We start from the raw sequence: 22,060 nt of genomic DNA on the forward strand, positions 1-22,060 counted from the left end.
TTTATTCTCCTTTTTAATATGAGTATATAAAAAAGAGCCACTGGAATTAACCAGTGACTCTTTTTATTCGCAATTATTTAATAACTGCTTTGACAAATGTCTTATTAGAAGTAATGTATTCATTTTTTCCGATGTATAGACGAGTAATTCCATAGAACTTAACAACTTTACGTACGTGGAATACTTCTCCTCTGTACAATCTTCTTACTGAATTACGTTTAGTGAAAGTCTTACCTGTATGGATCAATACTCCAGTAGGCTTGATTACACGATACTTCTTAAAGTGCTTCTTGTAGTATGCGTTTTGTACTGCTTGACTTGCGGTTACTACAGCACCATTACTTAAACGGTATCTTGGGATACGGTTCTTGTAGTACTTCACGCCGACAACTTTGAATACAGTTGAATTGTATCTTGCTGAGTAAGCATATTTTCTGATTCGAGTATGACGAGTGAATTTAACATGGTTATGCGTAAAGATAGTACCTACATTGTAGATGTATCTTGGCATGTGTCTCTTCATTTCCTTCTTGTATGTTGCGACATAAGTGCGAGCATAGCTTTCAGAATGATGAGTGTAGATGTTCTTAGGAATTGCAAAGCGTTCTAGTGCTCTTCTGGTTCCGAACTTCTTACCATGTGTTCTTTGAATCTTAATTTCATGCTTCAAACCTTTCTTGAAGGTGTAGCTGTATAGCTTATCCTTGTTTAGAAGATCCTTAGCAGAAAGCTTCTTATTCTTCTTAAGAGTTCTCTTAGCTGCAGCGACACCTTTTAGATAAGCGTTGTATCCTTCTACAAAAGAAGCACTTTCATTCTTAAGCATCTTACGATGTTGTTTGGTATCACCTTTAGCAGCAAGTCTCATACCAGCTAGTCCATCTTGAGCAAGCTTGTAACTTGCCTTGTAGTAAGCATTGTTTGACTTAGAGCCTCTATTATATAGCCCATCATAGAAACCAGACTTAGCTTCGTCATATTGTTGCTTGTATGCCTTAGCAACAGCTGGATCTGTGATTGTTGGCATCTTTCTGTTGTTCAAGAAGTCGCTAGGAGCTGAAGTATCAGTTGGGATACTTGCTTTACCCTTAGCATATCCGATACCAAATGCGATGTTGTAGTAAGCATCAGTTGAACCAGAATCAGTTGACTTACTGTTGTAACCGTTGTAGAACCCACTTAGAATTCCAGCATAAGCATCACGGTAAGCAACCGGATCAAGTCCATCAGGAACTGGGATTTGTGTCAAGTTATCTGGTAATTGCTTGTTAGCTTTTCCATCTGATACAGCTTGTTGTAGAGCTGCTTGAGCTATAGCTAATCCATTTTGATAATCAGCATCCTGGCTACTTGTGTTTGGATGACCATCGGCAACGTCTTGTAGTGCTAACAAGTATTGTGTAGCTCTTTGACGTCCAGAAACTGAAGCTGGAGTGTTCGAAGTTGCGTCTTTGTCATCAATGCCATGTAGTTTATCTAAGAATGCATTATTAGCATCTTGATAACCTTGTGATTGAGCCTTTTGAGCTGCACCATTTTGTCCCTTGGTTGAATCCAGTTGATTTGCATTCGCAGCATCGGCACCTTTTTTGGCAACCTTTAATCCATCTAGATAAGCATTCTTAAAGGCATCGCGATATGCGACGGACTTGTCACCTAAATTATTAGAAACATATGAATCAATATCTTCAGGAGTGATGCTTCCGTCAGTAGATGCCTTATGATAACCATCAACAGTACCGTTGAATCCATCCTTTTCAGCTTGAGAAGCGTCTGCATCAGGTGCTTTTGTTGAGTCGGCTAATGCCATTTCAACACCCTTATCAGCATCCTTTGCTCCCTTCAATCCTGCCAAGTATGATGAATCTTCAGCAATTGACTTGTTATCATCGCTTACATGACCTTCATTGTTGATTGAATCGTCATGACCAGCCTTAGCTCTTCTAGCAGATTCAACAGCAACCTTGTTCAAACTATCATTTGGTGATTGAGATGAAGAAATTTGTTCGTCTGAATTACCAGCTTGATACATTGATAATCCATGACCAGCAGCCTTGTTAACCATTGCTAATGCTTGGTTGTATGCAGCTGTGTAAACATCTGCTTTATCGGCACTAATGTTAGCCTTATTTGGATCCCTCTTAGCTTGACCATCGTTAGTTAGGTAGTCGTTAATAGCGTTTTGAACAGCTTGGTAAGTGATAGACCCTTCGTCATTACCAGTGTACTTATCTGCATTGATACCCTTTAGAGCATCAGAGAACGCACCCTTAGCAAGACTGTGAGTACCATCGTATACAATCTTAGCTAATCCAGAGTAGTTAGCTGAATTGTCGACATTGTTAGATGCATCTTGACTAGATTGACTAGCAATCCTCTTAGCGTTTGCTAATGCTGCGTCGTATGTGGCCTTAGCAGTAGCATCATTTGCAACATCAACCTTACCGTTATATTCAGAGCTACCATTTGGTGCTACTTGGTTGTATGCCATCTTAGTAGCGAAGTAGACTCTACCAGCAAGAGTTTGTGGGTCGTACTTAGCATCCATTGATGAATCGTTTTGCATAGCATCCTTCAATGCGGCGCTAGCTTGATCTAATCCCTTGTTAAAGGCCTTATCATTTGCAGCCTTTGCTGGGTTAATCTTTAGTGAATCACCCTTAGTAGAATCTTGGTTGTCATTGTTAAACAATGCCTTAGCACCGTTGACTACGTTTGTTGCGTAGTCTTGAATCTTGCTGTATACATCAGTCTTTTCAAGTGCTTGAGCATCGCTTGGTTCAATGTTAGTTGACTTATAGTCAGTGTTTCCATTGATACCATCTTGATATGCTTGATCAGCTAGTGTTTGTAGGGCATCAGTCTTATCAGTACCGTTTACAAAACCACTGTTTTCGTAGTTTGCGATTGCGGCTTGAACTTCCTTAGCCTTGTTAACACCGTCGCTAAACATTGGTGTTTGGTTATTAGTTGGGTAACCTGCGTTACTATCAACATTGGCCATTTGAGTATTGTAACCATTTGTAAATTGGTCATAAGCAGCTTGAGTTAATCTGTTCTTAGCACTTGAACCAGATAGGTTAGGATTTTGCTTCTTATTAGCAGCAGCTTCACCATCTTTAATGTAGCCTTGTGATTCTGCATAAGCCTTGTTGTAAGCATCCTTGAACACTTCACTTGCTTGAGTTGGTGCACTTTGTGGCTTTCCATTCAATGCATCTTGGAATGCTAATGCAGCACCGTTTTCAGCATCTTTTTGGTTAACACCAGTGTTGTAGTCAGTTACTGATGAAGTCATATCTTGTTGAGCATTTTCATAACCAGTCTTAGCTTCGTTCTTACCGTTATCATAGATGGATTGTTGTAGTGCAGTTACAGGTTGTTCGTTGCCAGTTAATTCGGCTGTAGCACCCTTTTGTTCAGCACTAGTCTTATCATTCAATGCTTGTTTGTAAGCTTCGTCATAGATTGGGTTACCAGGGTTAGTTTCGTTCACACCATTGTATGCATCCATCACAGCTTGATATGCAAGTTTTTCTGAATCAGAAAGTGGCTTGTTATCGTTATTAGGATCAGTAGCAGGAACACCTTGGCCAGCCGAAGTTTGTTGGTTAGCAAGTTTGATACCAGCTTGAGCATCTTGATAAGCCTTGATACCAGTCTTGTATGCATCGTCTTGACGGTTACTGTCAATCTTACCATCCCTTGCATCAGCATAACCCTTAGCTGCTGCGTCGTAAGCATCCTTAGCGATTTGTGATACTTGATCAGTAGCGGTAGGTTCAATTTGACCCTTGCTGAATCTCAAAGCACCATCGTTCTTAGAACTTTCAACAACACTGTTAGTCTTAACAGCTTTGTATGCAAGCTTGTATACTTCTGACTTATCGTCTAATGAAGTATTACCTGCAGGTGTGCTTGTTTGATCAGTAATTGCTTGACTAGCAGCTTGGTTACCGGTATTGGCAGCATCACTAGTTGTAGGAGTTGTGTTTTGGCCGATTGCCTTTAAGTAACCGTTCCTAGCATCTTGACCTAGTTGATATGCAGCATCAAGTGCATTAGGTTTGTCAGTTCCGGCAAATCCGGCATCAATTGCTGCAGTGGCATCTGAAGCACCCTTTTGAGTGAATGAATTATCATTTGCTGCTGGAGCTGGCTTAGTTGCACCAGAAGTAACAACTGAGTTCACACCGTTTTGATAAGATGCCTTAAATGAATCAACACTAGCCATGTAAACTTGTTTTGCAAGATCACTTAGACCTTCTGGGTAGTTAGTGTCAGATACAGTTGAATCGTTTTCAACGGCTTGACGAGCCTTGTTGATGGCGTCATCTAGAATCTTGCTACCAGTATCAACAGTATGACCTGAATCATTTGCAGCTTGGATTTCACTCTTAACCTTTTGGCCTAGTGATTGTCCATCGCTTTGAGCACCGTTAGCAGGTTTGAATGTAGTATCACCTGTTAATCCGGCAGTGAATCCAGCATTTTCATCTGCTAAACCTTGTTGAACCGCTTTTTGTTCGTCGGCATTAGCAATTCCTGTTGTATCAGCAGTCAATTGACCGTTCTTGAATTGGTCACGGCCATTTTGATAGTCTTGCTTCAACTTATCAACAGTGTCTTTGTATGCTTGAGTATATGCAGGAGATTGGTTTGCAAATGCATCGTTTACATTAGCTGGGTCAGAAGCATTCTTGAATGCTGTAATGGCGTCAGTGTAACCACTTTGCGCTTGAGTAGCACTTGCCTTATCAGCATAAGTTGCATTCTTGTCGTTGTTAGCATTGTTTCTTTCAACCGCCTTAACAGCTTTAGCTGCATCATATCCAGCCATGTAGTTTGGATCATTTGGTTTAGAAGGAGCAGTACCATTGGTATCCGTAGCCTCTTGGAAACCAAGTCTAGCTAAGTCGTAACCTGTCTTTTGTGCACCACTCAATGCATCGCTACCAGCTGGTTCACTTGAACCATTTAGATAAGCTTGAGCACCAGTTGCACGGTTCTTAACACCTAGGTCCTTACCTTGATCGTAAGCATCCTTGTTATCTGAAGCATACTTAGAATCATTAGTTGGGTTATCATCGTTGGCATCGCTAATACCATCAACCATAGCCTTAGCCTTGTTGTAGATATCAACATTAGAATCCTTGTGGTTGTCAACGTTGTTTCTCATTACATCTTGTTGAGCAGCCTTCAAGTTAGCTTTTTCTTCAGATTGAAGTTTTGCAATTGCATCGTTGTATGCCAATTGTTGAGCTGGAGTGAAACTAGTTGGTGTTGTGAAATTACCATTTTTATCGGTTGCACTTGCATCACGATAGTTCTTGTAAGCTTCAGCAATTGCACCATTGATGTCATTAGTCAAACCATCATTGTTGATTCCACTAATCTTAGGAGCGTTAATGTTGTCAGCTGAGGCCAAAGCAGTTGTAATTGCATTTTCAACGCTTTGTGCCAACTTAGTACCTTCGGTGTTAGCGGCATTTGGATTACTGATTGGTGTTGGGTTGTTACCTAAAGCATTTTGAATTTCATTATCGAAACCAGCTTTAACATCATCGAATCCTTGTTTAGCAACTCCACCTAATGGTGAGTTAGTACCGTATGAACCGATTGGGTTACCATCATTTTCAGATCCTGATAATGATGATAGTGCGTTGTTAACACCAGTGTTGTATGCAGTTTGACCGTCCTTCAATGCTTGGTTATAAGCAGTAGTGTACTCAACACCAGTTTGTGCTGGAGTAGTACTTGAAGTAACCGCAGCTAGACCGTCAGTGTAACCTTGGGCAGCGTTGTTGTAAGCTGTATTATCTGGGTTCTTACTGCTGTCACTTGAGTTATTAGTGTTGTTTTGCTTGTCAGCAATTGCTTGTTGAACTGACTTAGCAGCATCGAATCCCTTAGTGTATGCAACGTCATTTGGATGTTGGTTAGTTGCGCCAGCAGCTGAACCATCGATGTAACCTTGGGCAGCCTTATCAAATGCGGCATCGCTTTGTTGTGAATCGATATCGGAGTTACCAGACTTGTTACCACCACTTAGATAGTTTTGAACACCATTGTTGATGTCGTTTTTAGCATCTTGTTTTACTTGGTTGTATGCGTCTTGGTAAATCTTAGCGTAGGCAGCATCATTACTTGGAACGTTGGTTGGATTATCAACACCATTCTTAGCATCTGTGTATGCTTGCTTAACAGCATCGATTGCAGCTTGTTGTGCTGGATCACTTGCTTGTCCACTATTGGTCTTAGCAATGTTAATTCCAGTTTGTAAGTCCTTAGCTAAACCAACACCTGCTTGATAACTTGAGTTAGTGTTGGTTGAATCAATATTTCCACTCTTGGCCGCATTGTAACCTGCTAATGCTTGGTTGTAACCAGAAGCATAAGCCTTATCGTTATCATCATTTGATGGGTTGTATGTTCCATCAGAATTCAACTTGCTTGCAGGTGCGGTTTGACCTGCGAATGCACTAGCACCATCGTTAGCTTTGGCTTGAGCAGTAGTTAATGCATCGTTGTAAGCAGAAGTATATGCTTGACTACCAGTTTGAACTCCTGATACTCCTGTAGATGGTTTTTCATTGTTTTCAACATCAGCATAAGCATCCTTAACACCATAATAAGCATTTCTGGCGTCACCGATTAACTTGGAAGGATCATTAGTACTTTGTGCTTCATCAATACCACGTTTTGCGGATTGACCAGCCGCTAAACCAATTGCGTAAGCTGCTGGGTTACTTGAAGTAGCAGTGTTATCTTGACCTGATTTACCATCGTTAAATCCACTTGTAGCTGCTGTGATCCCGGCAGCATATGAAGGATCTGTGTTTTGGCTATTGCTATTGATTGTACCGTTAACATAGTCCTTAGCACCTTGTTGAGCTCTAGCAGCATTTAGTGCTTGAGTGTAACTAGCAGTGTAGGACAATGAAGTATCAGTATTGTCCTTATTAGTTGATTGAACAGCACCTGATGTACTTCCGTCAGCAAAACCGTCTTTAGCAGCCTTGTATGCTTCGTTGTAAACATCTGGGTCGACTCCATCAGGAACATTACCCTTGGTATTTCCGTTAATTGAATCGTTGATAGCATTCTTAGTTGCTAATTCTTGACTGTAAGCATACTTGCTTAGAGCAGAAGTTGATGGGTTAGCAGTACCGTTTTTGGCAGCTACTAATGCCTTCATTGTGTCTGCGTATCCAGGAGCTGCGTTAGCACTTGAATCAGTCTTACCAGCTAGGAAGTCGTTCATAGCAGCTTGGTAACCAGCAGCTAAACTCTTACCAGTTTCATAACCAGTTGCAGTGTTGTAACCGTATTGTTGGTCAGCATTGGATGGATAGTTAGTACCATTAGTACTGTTCAATCCAGCGCCGAAACCAGTAGCAACTTGATCGTATGCATGGTTGTAAATAGCCTTTGTAGCATTGTTCTTACTATCTTCATTGATGTTGTCACTGTTCTTAGCAACACCGTTAGTCATATCATTTTTAGCTTGTTCATTTGCTGCATTCGCCTTGTCGATTTCTAGGTTGTAAGCATTTACGTAGTCATCTGAGTAACCAGCACTATTTGTAATGTGTGGTTGGTTACCACCATTATCATAAACATTCTTCAATGCATCAGCAGCACCCTTAAATGCGTCAGATTGACCATCATTTGATGGATGATCAGGGTCGGTTTGTTGTTCTGCCCTTAAGACATCGGCTTTGAAACCTTGTTGAGCAGCCTTTTCATCAGAAACCCCTTGATGGAATCCTTGGGTGTATGAAGTAGCACTTGATTTAGTTGGTGTTGGATTATCAGAAGTCTTAGCAGCTTCGTAACCATCAGTGTGACCGTCATTGTATTGGTCAATTGCTAGTTGTTCAATTGTGTTGGAGCTTGTTGCGTTCTTGTTTTGTTGAACAGCAGCTAATCCAGCGTTGTACTTGTTACCAGCTGATTGACTGTATATGGTATTGATATCGTTGTACAAGTTACCATTAGTGTTAACCTTTGAATCAGCAGTGTGAGCAACATCTTTTAGATTATCGTAGTTAGCCTTAAATACTTCGTTAGCTGCAGTTACTGACTTATCAGCAGTAGTATCGCTTGATGCTGGGGTGTTAGCGTTATTAACATCTTGTTCATCCTTAGTTAATTGTGCTTGCACCTTGTTTACAGCAGTATCATATCCATTGTTGTAAGCATTTTGTAAGTCAGTATCTGTGTACTTAGAGGTGTTCTTAGCAGTTTGGCTAAGCGCATCCTTAAATCCATCTTCAGCAGCATCATATGCATTGAAGTAGTTAGTTGTAGCTGTTGTTGACTTACCGCTCAGTTGACTAACAGTTTGAGGACGAGTGACGTTGTTTAAAAAGTCATTTTGACCATCAACGAAAGCTTGTGAGTTAGCAGCATTAGCAGCGTCAGTTTGTTCATCGCTTACCCCTTTGCTAAATCCTTGAACGTATGATGCAGCAGTACTGTTTGCTTGAGGGTTTGATGAGTTCTTAGCAGCTTCATAACCGTCAGCATGTCCAGTATTGTATTGATCGATAGCTAGTTGTTCAATTGTGTTTGCACTCTTTGCATTCTTGTCTTTTTGAACGGCATCAATACCTTCATTATACTTTTGACCAGCTTCTTTGCTGTATACATTATTAATATCCTTGTATAGGTTACCTTGAGTATTAATGTTACTGTCAGGAGTGTGATTAATTCCCTTTAAACTATCGTAGTTAGCCTTGAAGACTTCATTGGCAGCTGTAACAGACTTGTCAGCAGTAGTATCGCTTGATGCTGGAGTATCGGCACTGTTGATGTTTTGTTCATCATTGTTTAGTTGAGCTCTTACCTTATTAACGGCGGCATTATATCCCGCACTATATGCAGCTTGTAAAGTTGCATTCGTATACTTATTAGTGTTGTTTGCACTATTAGCAATTCCATCAATAAATCCAGCTTCTGCAGCGTCGTATGAATTGAAGTAATTAATTGTTCCGTTAACTGACTTACCGTTCAATTGACTAGTTTGTTGTGGACGAGTGACGTTGTTCAAGAAGTCATTTTGTCCGTCTGAATATGCTTGAGCATCAGCAGCATTAGATGCATCCCTTTGTTCGTCACTAACCCCTTTGTTAAATCCTTGTACGTATGAATCTGCACTTGATTTAGTTGGTGTTGGGCTATCTGAAGTCTTAGCTGCTTGGTATCCATCAGAGTGACCGTCATTGTATTGATCGATAGCTAATTGACTATATACATCAGTTCCCTTAGCTTTTGTGTCATCTGCGGCTTGCTTTTTACCTTTATCATAGGAAGCTTGAGCGAATTGATAGTTATTAGCAATTAATTTGTATAAGTTACCATTGTTGTTTTCAACATTAGTATAGGAAGTTTTTCTCAAACTAGCCATAAATGCTTTGAAGGTATCGTTAGTAACTGATTCAAGTTTGTTATTAGCGTTGTCAGCATTAGCTTCTGATTGACTATCGCTAGCTAATTTAGCTTGAACAGTACTAAATGCTTGGAATCCAGCTTGGTAAGCAGCTTGTTGTTTAGCGTCACTGTATTGACTTGGGTTAGCAGTTTTATTTGCTTGAGCGTCAATAAATCCTTGTTGGCTGGCGTCAAATGCTTTGAAATAATTAGTAGTGTATTGAACTGACTTATTATTGATTTGAGCGACAGTTGTTGGACGAGTGACGTTGTTTAAGAAGTCATTTCCACCATCGACATAACCTTGGTCGTTAGCAGCGTTAGTTGCGTCAGCTTGTTCATCAGCAACTCCTGACTTGTAACCTGTTACATAAGGAATGGTTGATGACTTAGTTGGTTGTGGATTTGGTGTAGATTTTGCATCATTGTATCCATCGTCATGTCCTTGTTGGGCTTGACTATAACCAGTCTTATAATCAGCGTCAGATGCTTTTGGTTGTTTGTATTGAACGTAGTCATTACCACCAGCAGTTTGACGACCTAAGGCGTAAGCTGCGTTATAAGCATCGTTGTAAGCTGGTTGAGCTTTACTGTCTTTAGCATTTTGCGTACCAGCACTGGTTAAACTACCGTCAGCATATCCATCAACGGAACCTTTGTATCCTAGTTTGTAGGCATCAGAATTGATGACTGAACTTGGAATATTTGAAGGGACGTTTGATGTCTTGTTGTTGGCTTGAGCGTCAGTTAATCCTTGTGATTGACCAGCGTTGTAATCAGTTTGAGCTTGATTGTAAGCATTGATGAATGCTTGCTTACCAGCATCTGATAAAGCAGCAACCCCAGTAGGAGTATTACCAGATTTACTCATAAATGCCTGTTGACCTAGTTGAGTAGCAACTGGGATAACCACAGCATTGTAACCAACTTTTTCAAGTGAGTTCAATGAGCTATCACTTTGGTTGGCAAGACCCATGTAAGCACCATATTTAACAGATTGGTATGCAGTAAGGTCACCTTGATAACCGTCAGTATTCATTGATGTATGTGTACCTGACTTTATCCCACGTTGAATAATAGCAATATTAGTATTATTAGCTTTACTGATCGCAGCTTGAGCAGCATTGTATCCAGAAATAGCAGCTTGTAAGTTAGTCATGTGTGGAGCAGTTGCCGTAGGAGTTGAACTTGATAAACCACCATTAATTAATGATTGTCCATATTCAAAGCCTGCAGTTTCAGCTTTATCGGCATTTGTATCAGGATTATCAGCATTATGGTCAACAGATAGGGCATTGTTATAACCGGTTTCCGCGTCATTGTAAGCATTTAACTTAGCCTTATCATTCTTAATTGCTTGATAATTAGTACCGTTAATAGTAGCAGCTTGTTCATCACTGATAAATGCTAAAGCACCTTGGGCGTCAGAGATAGCGGTAGTAACAGCACTAGCAGCAGTTCCGTTTGAAGTAACGGTTGGTAAATTATTTTGAGAAATAATAGTATTTACAGAAACACCAGGGCCAGCGTTTAAAGCAGCTTGATAAGCTTGGTTGTATTGGTTTTGAGCCTCAGCGTAGTTAGCGTTGCCTTGAACAGTAGTCTTATTAAAACGAGCATCATTTAATCCAGATTGGTAAGCTGCTTCACGGTATCCTTGTGCAAATGCAGAAGGGCTTGCTGAATTAGCGTATGATGCTAATTGAGTGTAATCTTGGTTGGGATTACTTGGATCAAATGCGGCATATCCAGCTTGAATCGAGCTGTAACTAGCTAAGTAATCAGCGTTAGTTTTAGTAGCAAATGGTTCGCTGTTTTTGCTGTCAGAGCTATTGTTGATACTGTCAGATAAAGCGTCATTGATACCAGCTTGAATGTTAGCAGTAGTACCATTAGCAATTTGCATATCACCATTGGTCGTGTCTTCAACAACCTTACCATTACCAGCATCTTTGTAACCTTCAACAGTTGAGTTGTAACCAGTAGGGGTAAGAATACTATTTACAGAGTTGATTCCGTAATGTAGTCGCATTCCAATGTAGTTAGTGTTAGCGCCTTTAGCAAAGGTATAACTAATTGGGATAATACCACCAGTGTAACCAGTAGTATCAACAGTGGTTACATATAGGTTAGGGTCAGCTTTTGAATAGTCATCTTTTTGAGTAGTATTTGGAACCGCAGTTAAACTGTTGTAATTAGCTGGGTTTGAATTTGAACTTGCTACACCTACATAGATAGGTTGGTTATTTAGTTCTTTGTAGTTAGATAACTTAGCGTATCCAGTAACAGTTACAGTACCATCACTGTTAGTTTGCTTAGTTAGTGGACCAACGAATTGAACAGCAGGAACGTCAGCGATATCTAAAGTATTGCCACTAATAGTTCCTTGTTTGTTATCACCATTGAAATCAATACCGCTGTATTGGTTAGAACCAGATGGTAAATTAAAGTTGTAAAGGTATTGTTTACTACCGTCAGCTTGAGTTACGGCAACAGTGTAAGCATTAATATTACCACTTAATGTTTGTCCTGAAGTACCAGAGTTAGTTTGGAATGGCTTAACAGCACCTGATTTTAGGAAGATAGCGTGGTTTGAACCAACCGAGTTAATGTTGATAGGTCCGAAGTAAGGCACGTTGTAAGTACTATCAGAGTTAGTAACTCCAACCTTTAAGTTACCTCGTGAACCAATGTTAAAACTACCTTGACCGACGTTGTTAATTAAACCACCGTAAGTTGATTGGTGACCGGCGTATGAGTTCCAAACAGAAACGTCAGGGACAGAATCCATAAGGATTTGCATAACCCCACCATTGATAACATTAATTTGTGTTTGTTTAGAACCTTGAATGTCAACAGGTTGGTTGTAGTAACCAGAAATACCATTGTATCCTTCGTAGTTCAAAGTACCACCGTTGATGTTGATTGAAACGTTAGCGCCAGAGTAAATCGCACCACCGAATAGGTTCTTTTGGTTGTTGTAAAGTTGAGGAATAATGTTTAATGTAGCATTCTTGTTAATGTTTAGAGATGCTCCAGCATTCTTCAACCAAACACCCCAAGTTGAACCGTCAGCGATAGTAGCAGCTCCCCCGTTACCACCACGAGGAATTAAAGTCATCTTAGAGTTTTCACCTAATGTGAAGTTACCAGTAACAACAACGTTAGTACCACCTAAGGCAGGTGAAGTATTACCAAAGTAGTTTGAGTTAGGTTCTAGAATGAAGTTATTAACTTCAAGGTTTTCTTGATTACCTGAACCTTCGATTAATACATTACTTTGGAATGGAGAAGTGTAGTAAATTGAAGCGGTTGGTACTAATACATTAACGTTTCCACTGAAGTAAGTATCATTGTTGTATGAACTTAGCAATTGTGGACCAACATAGTTAATGTTACTGAAGTGGAATACCGCTCCGTTTTCAGCACGGAAAGCACCAAAGTAGTTTGCACCATACATAGTTTGGAAGTTTTGTAGGTAAACATCTAGTGAACCAGAACCAACACGGTTAATGGTGTAGTTGTTACCATGGAAGTCCATCATGTGGTTTTGACCGTCAACAGTAATAGTTGCGGAATTGGTATTAACAGTTCCATCGTTTTCACCGTTCGTAGCATTAGTTAAATCAATATCATTAGCTAAACGAATGGTATTAATGTTGTTGGCAATATTTCCACCAACATTTCCGTTGGTAGTAGATCCAGTCATTGCTGATGAGTATTGTTGTCCGTTTTGAACGTAAACAATACCTTGGCTTGCTTGGTTAACAACGTCATTGTAACCTGCTTGATAGTCAGCAGTGCCAGTAGTAATAGTTTGAACAGAACCATTACCTTGATAAGCGTTACTGCTATTGAAGTATGCGTTCATCGCATCTCTAGCACCACGGTAAGCTTGGTCGTAAACGTTAGTACTATCATTTGTGTTACTTGATAGATAGTAATCTTTAGTTTGACCTCCTGAGCCTTGTGTAACACCTTGCCATTTACCACTTTCAGCGTCAGCCATACCTTGTTGTTGCAAAGCATAGTTTACACCTTGGTCGAACGCTTTACGTAAACCGATTGCATTAGCATACTTGTTTCTGTCATTAACAATTACGTCGGTGTTAGCAGTTGGAATATTAATAGCTTGAGTAGGTGAAGTAACCTTTACGGAAATGTTATTAGCAGTATTAACCTTATTTAACATTGTTGACTCGTAAGTGGCAACTGAGTTGGATGCATCCTTAGGATTATCAGCTCCACCTTGGTTAATGTTGTTAGGGTTGCTGTAATTTAAAGGTGTTCCGTCAGTTGGATTAGTTGCTTCGGTGGTAGTAGTTGTTGTTTGCGTCTTAGCAGCATTACCGTTATCACCTGCTGTTTTTCGCTTGTTTGCGGAACCTTGTGTACCCGAGTTAGCGTCAGCATTGTCGTTTTGGAATCCATCTTGTTTAGTAACGGTGTTACCATAGTAATTATAATCTTGGTTACCAGCACCCACGCCTTGTGTTTTTTGTACATATGCATTCATTGCTGATTGAGCACCAGCATAACCAGCATTGTAATAGTTAGCGGCTTGACCTGACATAGTACTTGATTGGTTACCTTTATTTTGGTAAGCATCAGTGTATCCTTGTTGGATCTGACTACTGTATTTTGCAGTTTCATCACTATTATTAAATTGATTATCGGCACTTGCAGCAACAGTATCAGCCGATGCAGAGACATTGGTATTCATCATGCCATAGGCAGATGCTCCTAAAAAGGCCAATGTGGCAATAGATACAACTACCCATTGTTTTTTAACCTTTTTCATTATTTTTTTATCATTAGATTTCATAAATTCATTTTTGTTATATTGCATAATTATCACTCCCTTATATCTATACATATACAAGTTGTCCATTTACTTACTATAATCTAACACTATTTTACCCTTATGTTTATAAAAAAACCTTATGCTTTCGTCTTTTTTAACTTTTCTTAATAAAATATGAAATTAATTAATTTATTAAATATGTATAAAAAAAGATGCTGGAAAATTCCAACATCTTTTTTTGTTAATGCTACTTAATAATAGCCTTAACGAATGTCTTGTTTGAAGTTACGTATTCACCCTTACCAATGTATAGACGGGTAATTCCGTAGAATTTAACCACTTTCTTAACATTAACAATTTCATTTCTGTGAAGTCTTCTTACAGAATTCTTCTTAGTAAATGTCTTGCCTCTGTGGATCAATGTTCCAGTAGGTTTGATTACGCGGAACTTCTTAAATTGTTTTCTGTAGTAAGCATTCTTAACTAGAGAAGTAGTAGTTACATAAGCACCGTTGCTTAGATGATATCTAGGAACACGGTTCTTGTAGTAAGATACTCCAACAACTCTAAATACAGTTGAGTTGTATCTTCTTGAGTACTTGAACTTCTTAATTCTTGAACGCTTGCTGAAGAATACACCCTTGTGAGTGTAGATAGTACCAGTGTTGTAAATGTATCTTGGCATGTGAATCTTCATTTCATGCTTAAATGCCTTTACATATGCTTTAGCATAACTAGCAGAATGAGCATTGTACAAGTTACTTGGAATTGAGTGATGCTTGTTAGCACTTCTAATTCCAGCTTTGCGACCTTGAGCACTTTGGATAGCAGCTTCATGTTTGTATGCTTCCTTGAATGCATAAACATAAACTTTATCCTTACCTAATAAGTCCTTCTTTGAAAGTTTCTTATTATTCTTAAGTGTTCTCTTAGCTGCAGAGATACCCTTTAGGTAACCCTTGTAACCTTGAGCAAATTCAGCTGGCTTACTCTTAAGTAGTTCACGGGAAGCTTTGCTGTCACCCTTCTTAGCTAACTTGATACCAGCTAAACCATCCTTAGCAGCTTGGTAACTTGCTAGGTAGTATTGACTTGATGAGTTAGCCTTCTTACCACTCATACCAGCTTCGAAACCATCTTGAGCTTCCTTGTATTGTTCTGCGTAAGCCTTAGCTTCTTCAGCGTTCTTAGGAGTAGCCTTCTTGTTGTTCAAGAAGTCTTGTGGAGCGCTTGTAGGTTTTTGAGCTGAATCCTTACCAGTCTTGTAACCGATAGCGTAAGCATCATTGTAGTATGGCTTAGTTGAGTTAGAGTTGCTTGGCTTTTGAGCAGCACCGTCTGTAAATCCACTTAGGACACCAGCGTAAACTTCTCTGTAAGCAACAGGATCAACACCAGCAGGAACTTCAATGCTGTTTAGGTCAGCAGGAAGCTTCTTACCAGCTTTACCATCGTTAGTTGCGTTTGCAATAGCAGTTTCAGCAGTAGTTACACCGTACTTGTAGCTTGCGTCATTGTTTGATGCATCTGGCTTACCATTTGCAACGTCTTTAAGTGCTTGTGCGAATTGGCTACCCTTTTGAGTTCCTTCTTGTGCAGCAGGAGTGTTAGTAGTGTCAGCAACACCATCTAACTTGTTCTTGAAGGCAGTTTCTTCATCATTTCTAGCACTTTGGTATACGGCCTTAGCTAATGGATTGGCTTGGCTATCTGAGTTGTCAGCAGCGTTGTCGCGTCCATCGTTAGCACCCTTAGCAGCAGCGTCTTGGGCAACTGGTAGAGCACTCTTGTATGCGGCAGCATATACTGGGTCTTCCTTAGCTAGTTGGTCGTCATTTAATGGAGTAGTACCATTCTTAACGGCGTTGTATGCATCCTTTGTACCACGGTATACATCACCAGCAAGAGTATCAGCATTAGTACCAGCGTACTTAGCATCCTTAGATGGGTCATTTGATTGAGCATCTAGTAATGCTTGTTTAGCATCGTCAACACCTTGGTTGAATTGTTTATCATCCTTAGTTGAAGGGTTTGCCTTCTTAACATCGTTAGCATGATCAGCTGAGTTTGATTTATTGTCGTTTAACAATGCTTCAGCACCAGCTTCTAAGTTCTTCTTAGCAGCGTCAGCGTATGCTTGGTATTCAGCCTTACCATCATCAAATGCCTTTTGATCAATTGGATCATTGCCATTTGCTTGAGCATTGTTATCGTTGTTCTTAGCTGCAGTGTAACCACTCATCACATTCTTGTAAGCATTGATAAATGCTTGCTTGTCAGGAGCAGTTGACTTGTCAGCAGCTTCTTGAGCTTTTTGATCAAGGTTAGCTGTTGGATCTTCACCATTTGCATCAGCAGCCTTAGCAGCAGCTAATCCAGCTTGGTGACCAAGTTCTTGTGAGTTAACAGCCTTGTATACAGGTGAAACATCTGTAGCATCGGTTGTTCCCTTACCAGCATCTTGTAGCGCCTTAACAGCTTCGTTGTAAACAGCCTTTTGACCATCATCGAAGTTTGAAGGAGCAGCAGGAACATTGTTCTTGTCAGATGCATCGTTGTAAGCCTTGATACCAGCTAAGTAAGCAGGTCTGTCAGCTTGTCCCTTAGTGTAACCAGCCTTTTCAGTGTCACTGTTTGGATCAGCAACGTTACCGTTAGTTAATCCTTCGTCGTAACCCTTTTGAGTATTGTCGGCAGCAGCCTTGTATACATCAGCTAGAGCTGGTTGACTTGGAGCAACAGTGTTCTTGCTATCTGGGTTTACAACTGATTGCTTACCTAGTTCAGCAGCATCCTTAGCTGATTTTAATGCAGCATTGTATGCTTGCTTGTAAGCAGCTGGCTTATCTGAATCATCGTTATCTGGTAATTTTGATTCATCTTGACCATTAGCAATTGCATCCTTAACAGCCTTGATAGCATCAGCAGCACCCTTACCGGCGTCACTGTCGTCATTTGTGTTGTTTTCAGCATTCTTAACACTTGCTTCAATACCCTTAGCCGCGTCAACACCCTTGTTGTATGCTGGGTTATCAGTTGTATCGCTAGTATTAGTTGGGTCTGCTAAGTAGGCATTTAAACCTTTCTCAGCATCGTTGTAAGCATCTGTGTAGGCTGGGTTGTTTGGTTGTTGGTTAGCCTTACCATCAACAAAGTCCTTAGCACCTTGTGCTGAGTCTTGCATTTGGTTGTAAACAGCTTTACCAACACCATCGTTGTCAGCAACACCTGCATCATGAGCGTTCTTACCAGCGTTGTCCTTTGAGTTAGCCTTCAATGCAGCATTGTAAGCAGCTGTATAAACATCTGCGTTGTTTGCATTGTTGCCCTTAGGGTCAGCAGTTGGGTTTTGAACACCATTTGCAAGGTCTGCCTTAGCTTGTGCTTTAGCCTTTTGAGCATCGTCATAAGCTTTTTGTTCAGTAGATAGATCATCGTTACCAGTAGCAACAGTTGGTCTAGTAGCTGCTGAAGCACCATCGATTAATGACTTACCATAGTTGTAACCTGAGTCCATACCTTTGTTATCTGAACCATCGGCATTCTTAGGAGCAGCAGTTTCACCGTTCATGGCAGCGTTGTAACCAGTTTGTGCATCCTTGAAACCATTGTTTAATTCATCCTTAAGGTCTTGTGAACCTTCAGCACTGGCATCAGCAGTCTTTTGACCAGAAGTCAATTGGCTAACACCCTTGTTGTAAGCTCTAGGACCAGCTTCATTAATAGCCTTGTAACCAACTAATTCCATTTGGTTTAGACCATCTGAAGATAGTCCCTTCAATGCAGTGTAAGCACCATACTTGATGTATTGGTATGCAGTAACATCTGTGCTCTTTTCACCATCTAACTTAGAAGGATCAGTTTGCTTAGCTTCGTCACTATCTTTACCATGAGTTCTGGCAGCACTGATAGCTTGTTGAGTTAAATCGTAAGCTGATTGAGCAGTATCTAGGTTAGTCATGTGATCTGCAGTTTGAGTTGGTCTAGCTTCACTGTAACCACCATTGATGATTGATTGTGCATAGTCGAATACTGATGATTCTGACTTGTTAGCATTGTTATCAGGGTTAGCTTGGTTTGGACCAACCTTCAATGCGTTTTCATAACCCGTCTTAGCATCGTTGTATGCGGCTTGTTGACCAGCAGATAACTTCTTGTATGCGTCACTTGTAGTACTGATAGTACCAGCTTGTTCATCCTTGATGAAGTTAGCAACACCTTGCCAGTTATCGATTTGAGCCATTACAACAGCATTGTTAGTGAATGGGTTGCTTTGAGCATTTGCCTTAGCATGACTAATTACCTCTGCAGGGTTCTTTCCAGCAGCGATATCCTTAATAGCCTTGTTATATGCATCTTGGTATGCTTGTTGACCAGCAAGGTATTGAGGGTTAGTTGAGTTGCTCTTGTTTTGTTGAGCATCAGTAACACCAGCCATATAAGCAGCTTGATCAAAACCTTGTTGTAGAGCTGTTGGGTTGTCTGAGTTCTTGTATGCGTCAGACTTAGTAATGTCTTGGTTAGGGTTAGCTTGGAAAGCTTGGTAACCAGCTTGGACATTGTTGTAAGCAGCTGAGTAATCAGGACTTGTTTGGGTTGTGAAATCACGGCTTGCTCTCATGTTATTGTTACCGTTAACCATATCAGTCAAGGCATCATTTTGAGCTTGTTGAATAGTAGAAGTACTACCATTACCAACAGTAACACTTGCACCTTGAGTTAGGTTACCGTTAGCATCTGGGTTAAAACTTTCGATGCTTGTAGCGTAATCACCATTAGAAGAAACGTTTGGTCCTAATAATGAATCAACACTATTGATAACGTAACGTAACTTAACACCTACGTTAGTAGTATCTTGACCAGCTGGAATGTCATAGCTGATTGGAATAATTCCACCGTTGTAGTTATCAGGAATAGTGATTGCTTTAGTGTATTTAGCAGTATCTACTTTTGATACACTATCAGACACATTATCACCTGTGGCTTGTGTTAATGAGTTATAAGTTACAGTTCCAGATTGTGGAGTTGCACCAGATGCAATACCAACATATAAAGGAACATCGCTTAGGTGGTTTTGTTGTTTCAAGTCTTCAATTTGGTTGAAGTTTGAAATTCTAGCATAAGCTTTAACTGTGGTAGTTCCATCATCGTTCTTTTGCTTGCTGATAGGACCAACAAATTGAACAGCTGGAATATCCATAATTTCAAGCTTGTTACCTTGGATGGTACCACTTACCTTGTTTCCGTTTAGATCAATACCAGTGTATGTGTTTGATCCGGAAGGAACATTAAAGCTGTATAGGTATTGTAGGTGTCCACCTTGGATAACACCAACAGTGTTAGCAGAAATGTTTCCACCAGTACCAGTGGTTGAAGCTCCAGTATTAGTTTGGAATTGCTTAACTGCACCTGATTTTTGGAAAATTACGTGGTTAGCACCAACGGAGTTAATGGTGATAGGTCCATAGTAAGGAACGTTGTAAGTTGAATCAGAGTTTGTAACTCCAACATTCAAGTTACCACGAGAAGCAATGTTGATGCTTCCTTGACTTAGGTTATTAATTAAACCACCATAAACGGCTTGGTGTTGACTATTGTATGAATTATAAGTTGTTACATCAGGAATACTATCCATCAATACTTGTAGGATACCACCATTAGTAACGTTGATTTGAGTTTGGCTTGATCCTTGTAAATCAACTGGTTCGTTGTAGTAACCTGAAATTCCCTTGTAACCTTCGTAGTTTAGAGTACCACCATTAATATTAACATTTACTTGATTACCTGCATAAACAGCTCCACCAAAGATGTTACTTTGCTTGCTGTAAAGTTGAGGAATAATGTTCAATGTAGCGTTCTTGTTGATGTTTAGTGAAGCTCCACTTGACTTCAAGAAAACACCCCACACAGAACCATCAGCGATAGTTGCTGCATTAGCGTTACCACCACGAGGAATCAAAGTCATCTTTGAGTTTTCACCTAAAGTCATGTTACCTGAAACGACAACGTTAGTACCACCGTTAACTGGTGATGTGCTACCGAAGTAGTGAGAGTTAGGTTGTAAGATAAAGTTATTAACTTCTAGGTTTTCTTGGTTACCATTACCTTCAATTGTGACCTTGCTTTGGAATGGTGAAGTGTATGTGGCGTCTGAAGTTGTTGGAACAACCACGTTAACGTTACCTGAGAAGTATGCATCATTTGAAGTTGAACTTAATAGTTGGGGGCCAACGTAGTTTAAGTTACTGAAATGAATAGAAGCTCCTGATTCAGCACGGTATGGACCAAAGTAGTTAGCACCATAGATAGTTTGGAAGTTTTGAACGTATAAGTCTAAACTACCATTACCTGGGCGGTTAATAGTGTAGTTAATACCGTGGTAGTCCATCATATGGTTTTGACCATCAATAGTAAGTGATGGATAGCTAACGTTAATAGATGGATCAGATTCACCATTAGTTGCGCCAGTCAAATCAATGTCATTAGATAACTTAATAGTGTTAATACCAGTAGCTACGTTACCACCACCAGGTGTAGTTGAACCACTAATAATTGATGACCATTGTTGACCGTTTTGAACGTATACAATACCTTGAGCAGCTTGGTTTACAACGTCATTAAAACCAGCATCGTAGGCAGCGTTTGAAGTGCTACTTTGAGCAACTGATGTGTTACCGTTGTAGCTATTCTTAGTGAAGAATGCATTCATAGCATTTCTAGCACCACGATAAGCTGAATCATAGGCATCAGAAGCATCAGCTGTCTTCTTACCGTCTAGGTAGAAGTCGACAGTTTGACCGTTTGAAGTAGCAGTTACACCTTGCCATTTACCAGTTTCGGCATCAGTTAAACCTTGTTGAGTTAAGGCATAAGTAACACCTTGTGCGTAAGCAGCAGTTAAACCTGCAACACCGTTATACTTGTTCTTTTCTTGAACGATAGCGTCAGTGTTAGCAGTTGGAAGGTTAATTGCTTTACCATCTGTTAGATTCTTAACAGAAGTGTTAGTAGCAGTGTTTAGTTTGTTGTTCATTTGAGTTTCATAATTTGAAACTGAAGTTGAAGCAGAGGCTGGGTCGTTTGCCCCACCTTGGTTGGTATCATCTGTTGAACCGTAGTTCAATGGAGTACCATCAGTTTGACTACTTGAGCTTTGGCTGTTTGAACTTGATGTTGTAGTAGTACCGTTGGTTGAACCATTAGCATTACCGTTGTCACCTTGTGTAGCAGTCTTGTTACCGTTACCGTTTGCACCGGTTTGGGCATTCTTGTTATCACTAGTGAAACCATCTTGTCTTATAACAGTGTTTCCATAGTAGTTGTAGTCTTGAGTTCCTGTACCCTTACCATTAGTTAGGGCGTTGTAGGAATTCATTGCTTGCTTAGCACCATCGTAGGCAGCTTGGTAGTAACTTGCACCTACTCCACTGATGTTAGCTGATTGGTTTGCTTTGTTGTTGAAAGCATCGCTAGCACCTTGTTGAGTTTCGCTAGCATATTGTGCTGATTCATCAGAATTGTTGTATGTACTGATTGTACCAGCATTTTGGGTTTGAATTGCTGGTACATTTACTGCAGCTTGTGATGAAGTTGAAGTAGATGTACCTTGGTCAGTTGACTGGTTAGAGTCAGATTGACCATTGGAACTTGTATCAGATTGATTTGCTGATTTATCAGCTGAACCTGATTGACTAGTTTGAACTGTGTCGGCGTGAGCCACAGCAGAACTAGTTGTCATTGCATAAGCAGATGCACCTAAAAGGGCAAATGAAGCAATAGATACTACGACCCATTGTTTCTTAACCTTTTTCATGATCTTCT

Annotated in this window: 2 protein-coding genes; both read right to left on the reverse strand. The window is 40.1% G+C overall.

Annotated elements, in window-relative coordinates:
* Positions 1-73: 73 nt before the first annotated feature.
* Positions 74-14,284, reverse strand: coding sequence for a DUF5776 domain-containing protein (locus tag FD688_RS04310; protein ID WP_138741933.1), 14,211 nt, complete (start codon positions 14,282-14,284; stop codon positions 74-76).
* A 202-nt stretch (positions 14,285-14,486) separates the two neighbouring features.
* On the reverse strand, positions 14,487-21,272 hold the full coding sequence (locus FD688_RS04315; RefSeq protein ID WP_412174676.1) for a DUF5776 domain-containing protein: 6,786 nt from the start codon (positions 21,270-21,272) through the stop codon (positions 14,487-14,489).
* Between the last annotated feature and the right edge of the window lie 788 nt (positions 21,273-22,060).

The organism is Apilactobacillus kunkeei (assembly GCF_005930975.1).
Taxonomy (GTDB): domain Bacteria; phylum Bacillota; class Bacilli; order Lactobacillales; family Lactobacillaceae; genus Apilactobacillus; species Apilactobacillus kunkeei_E.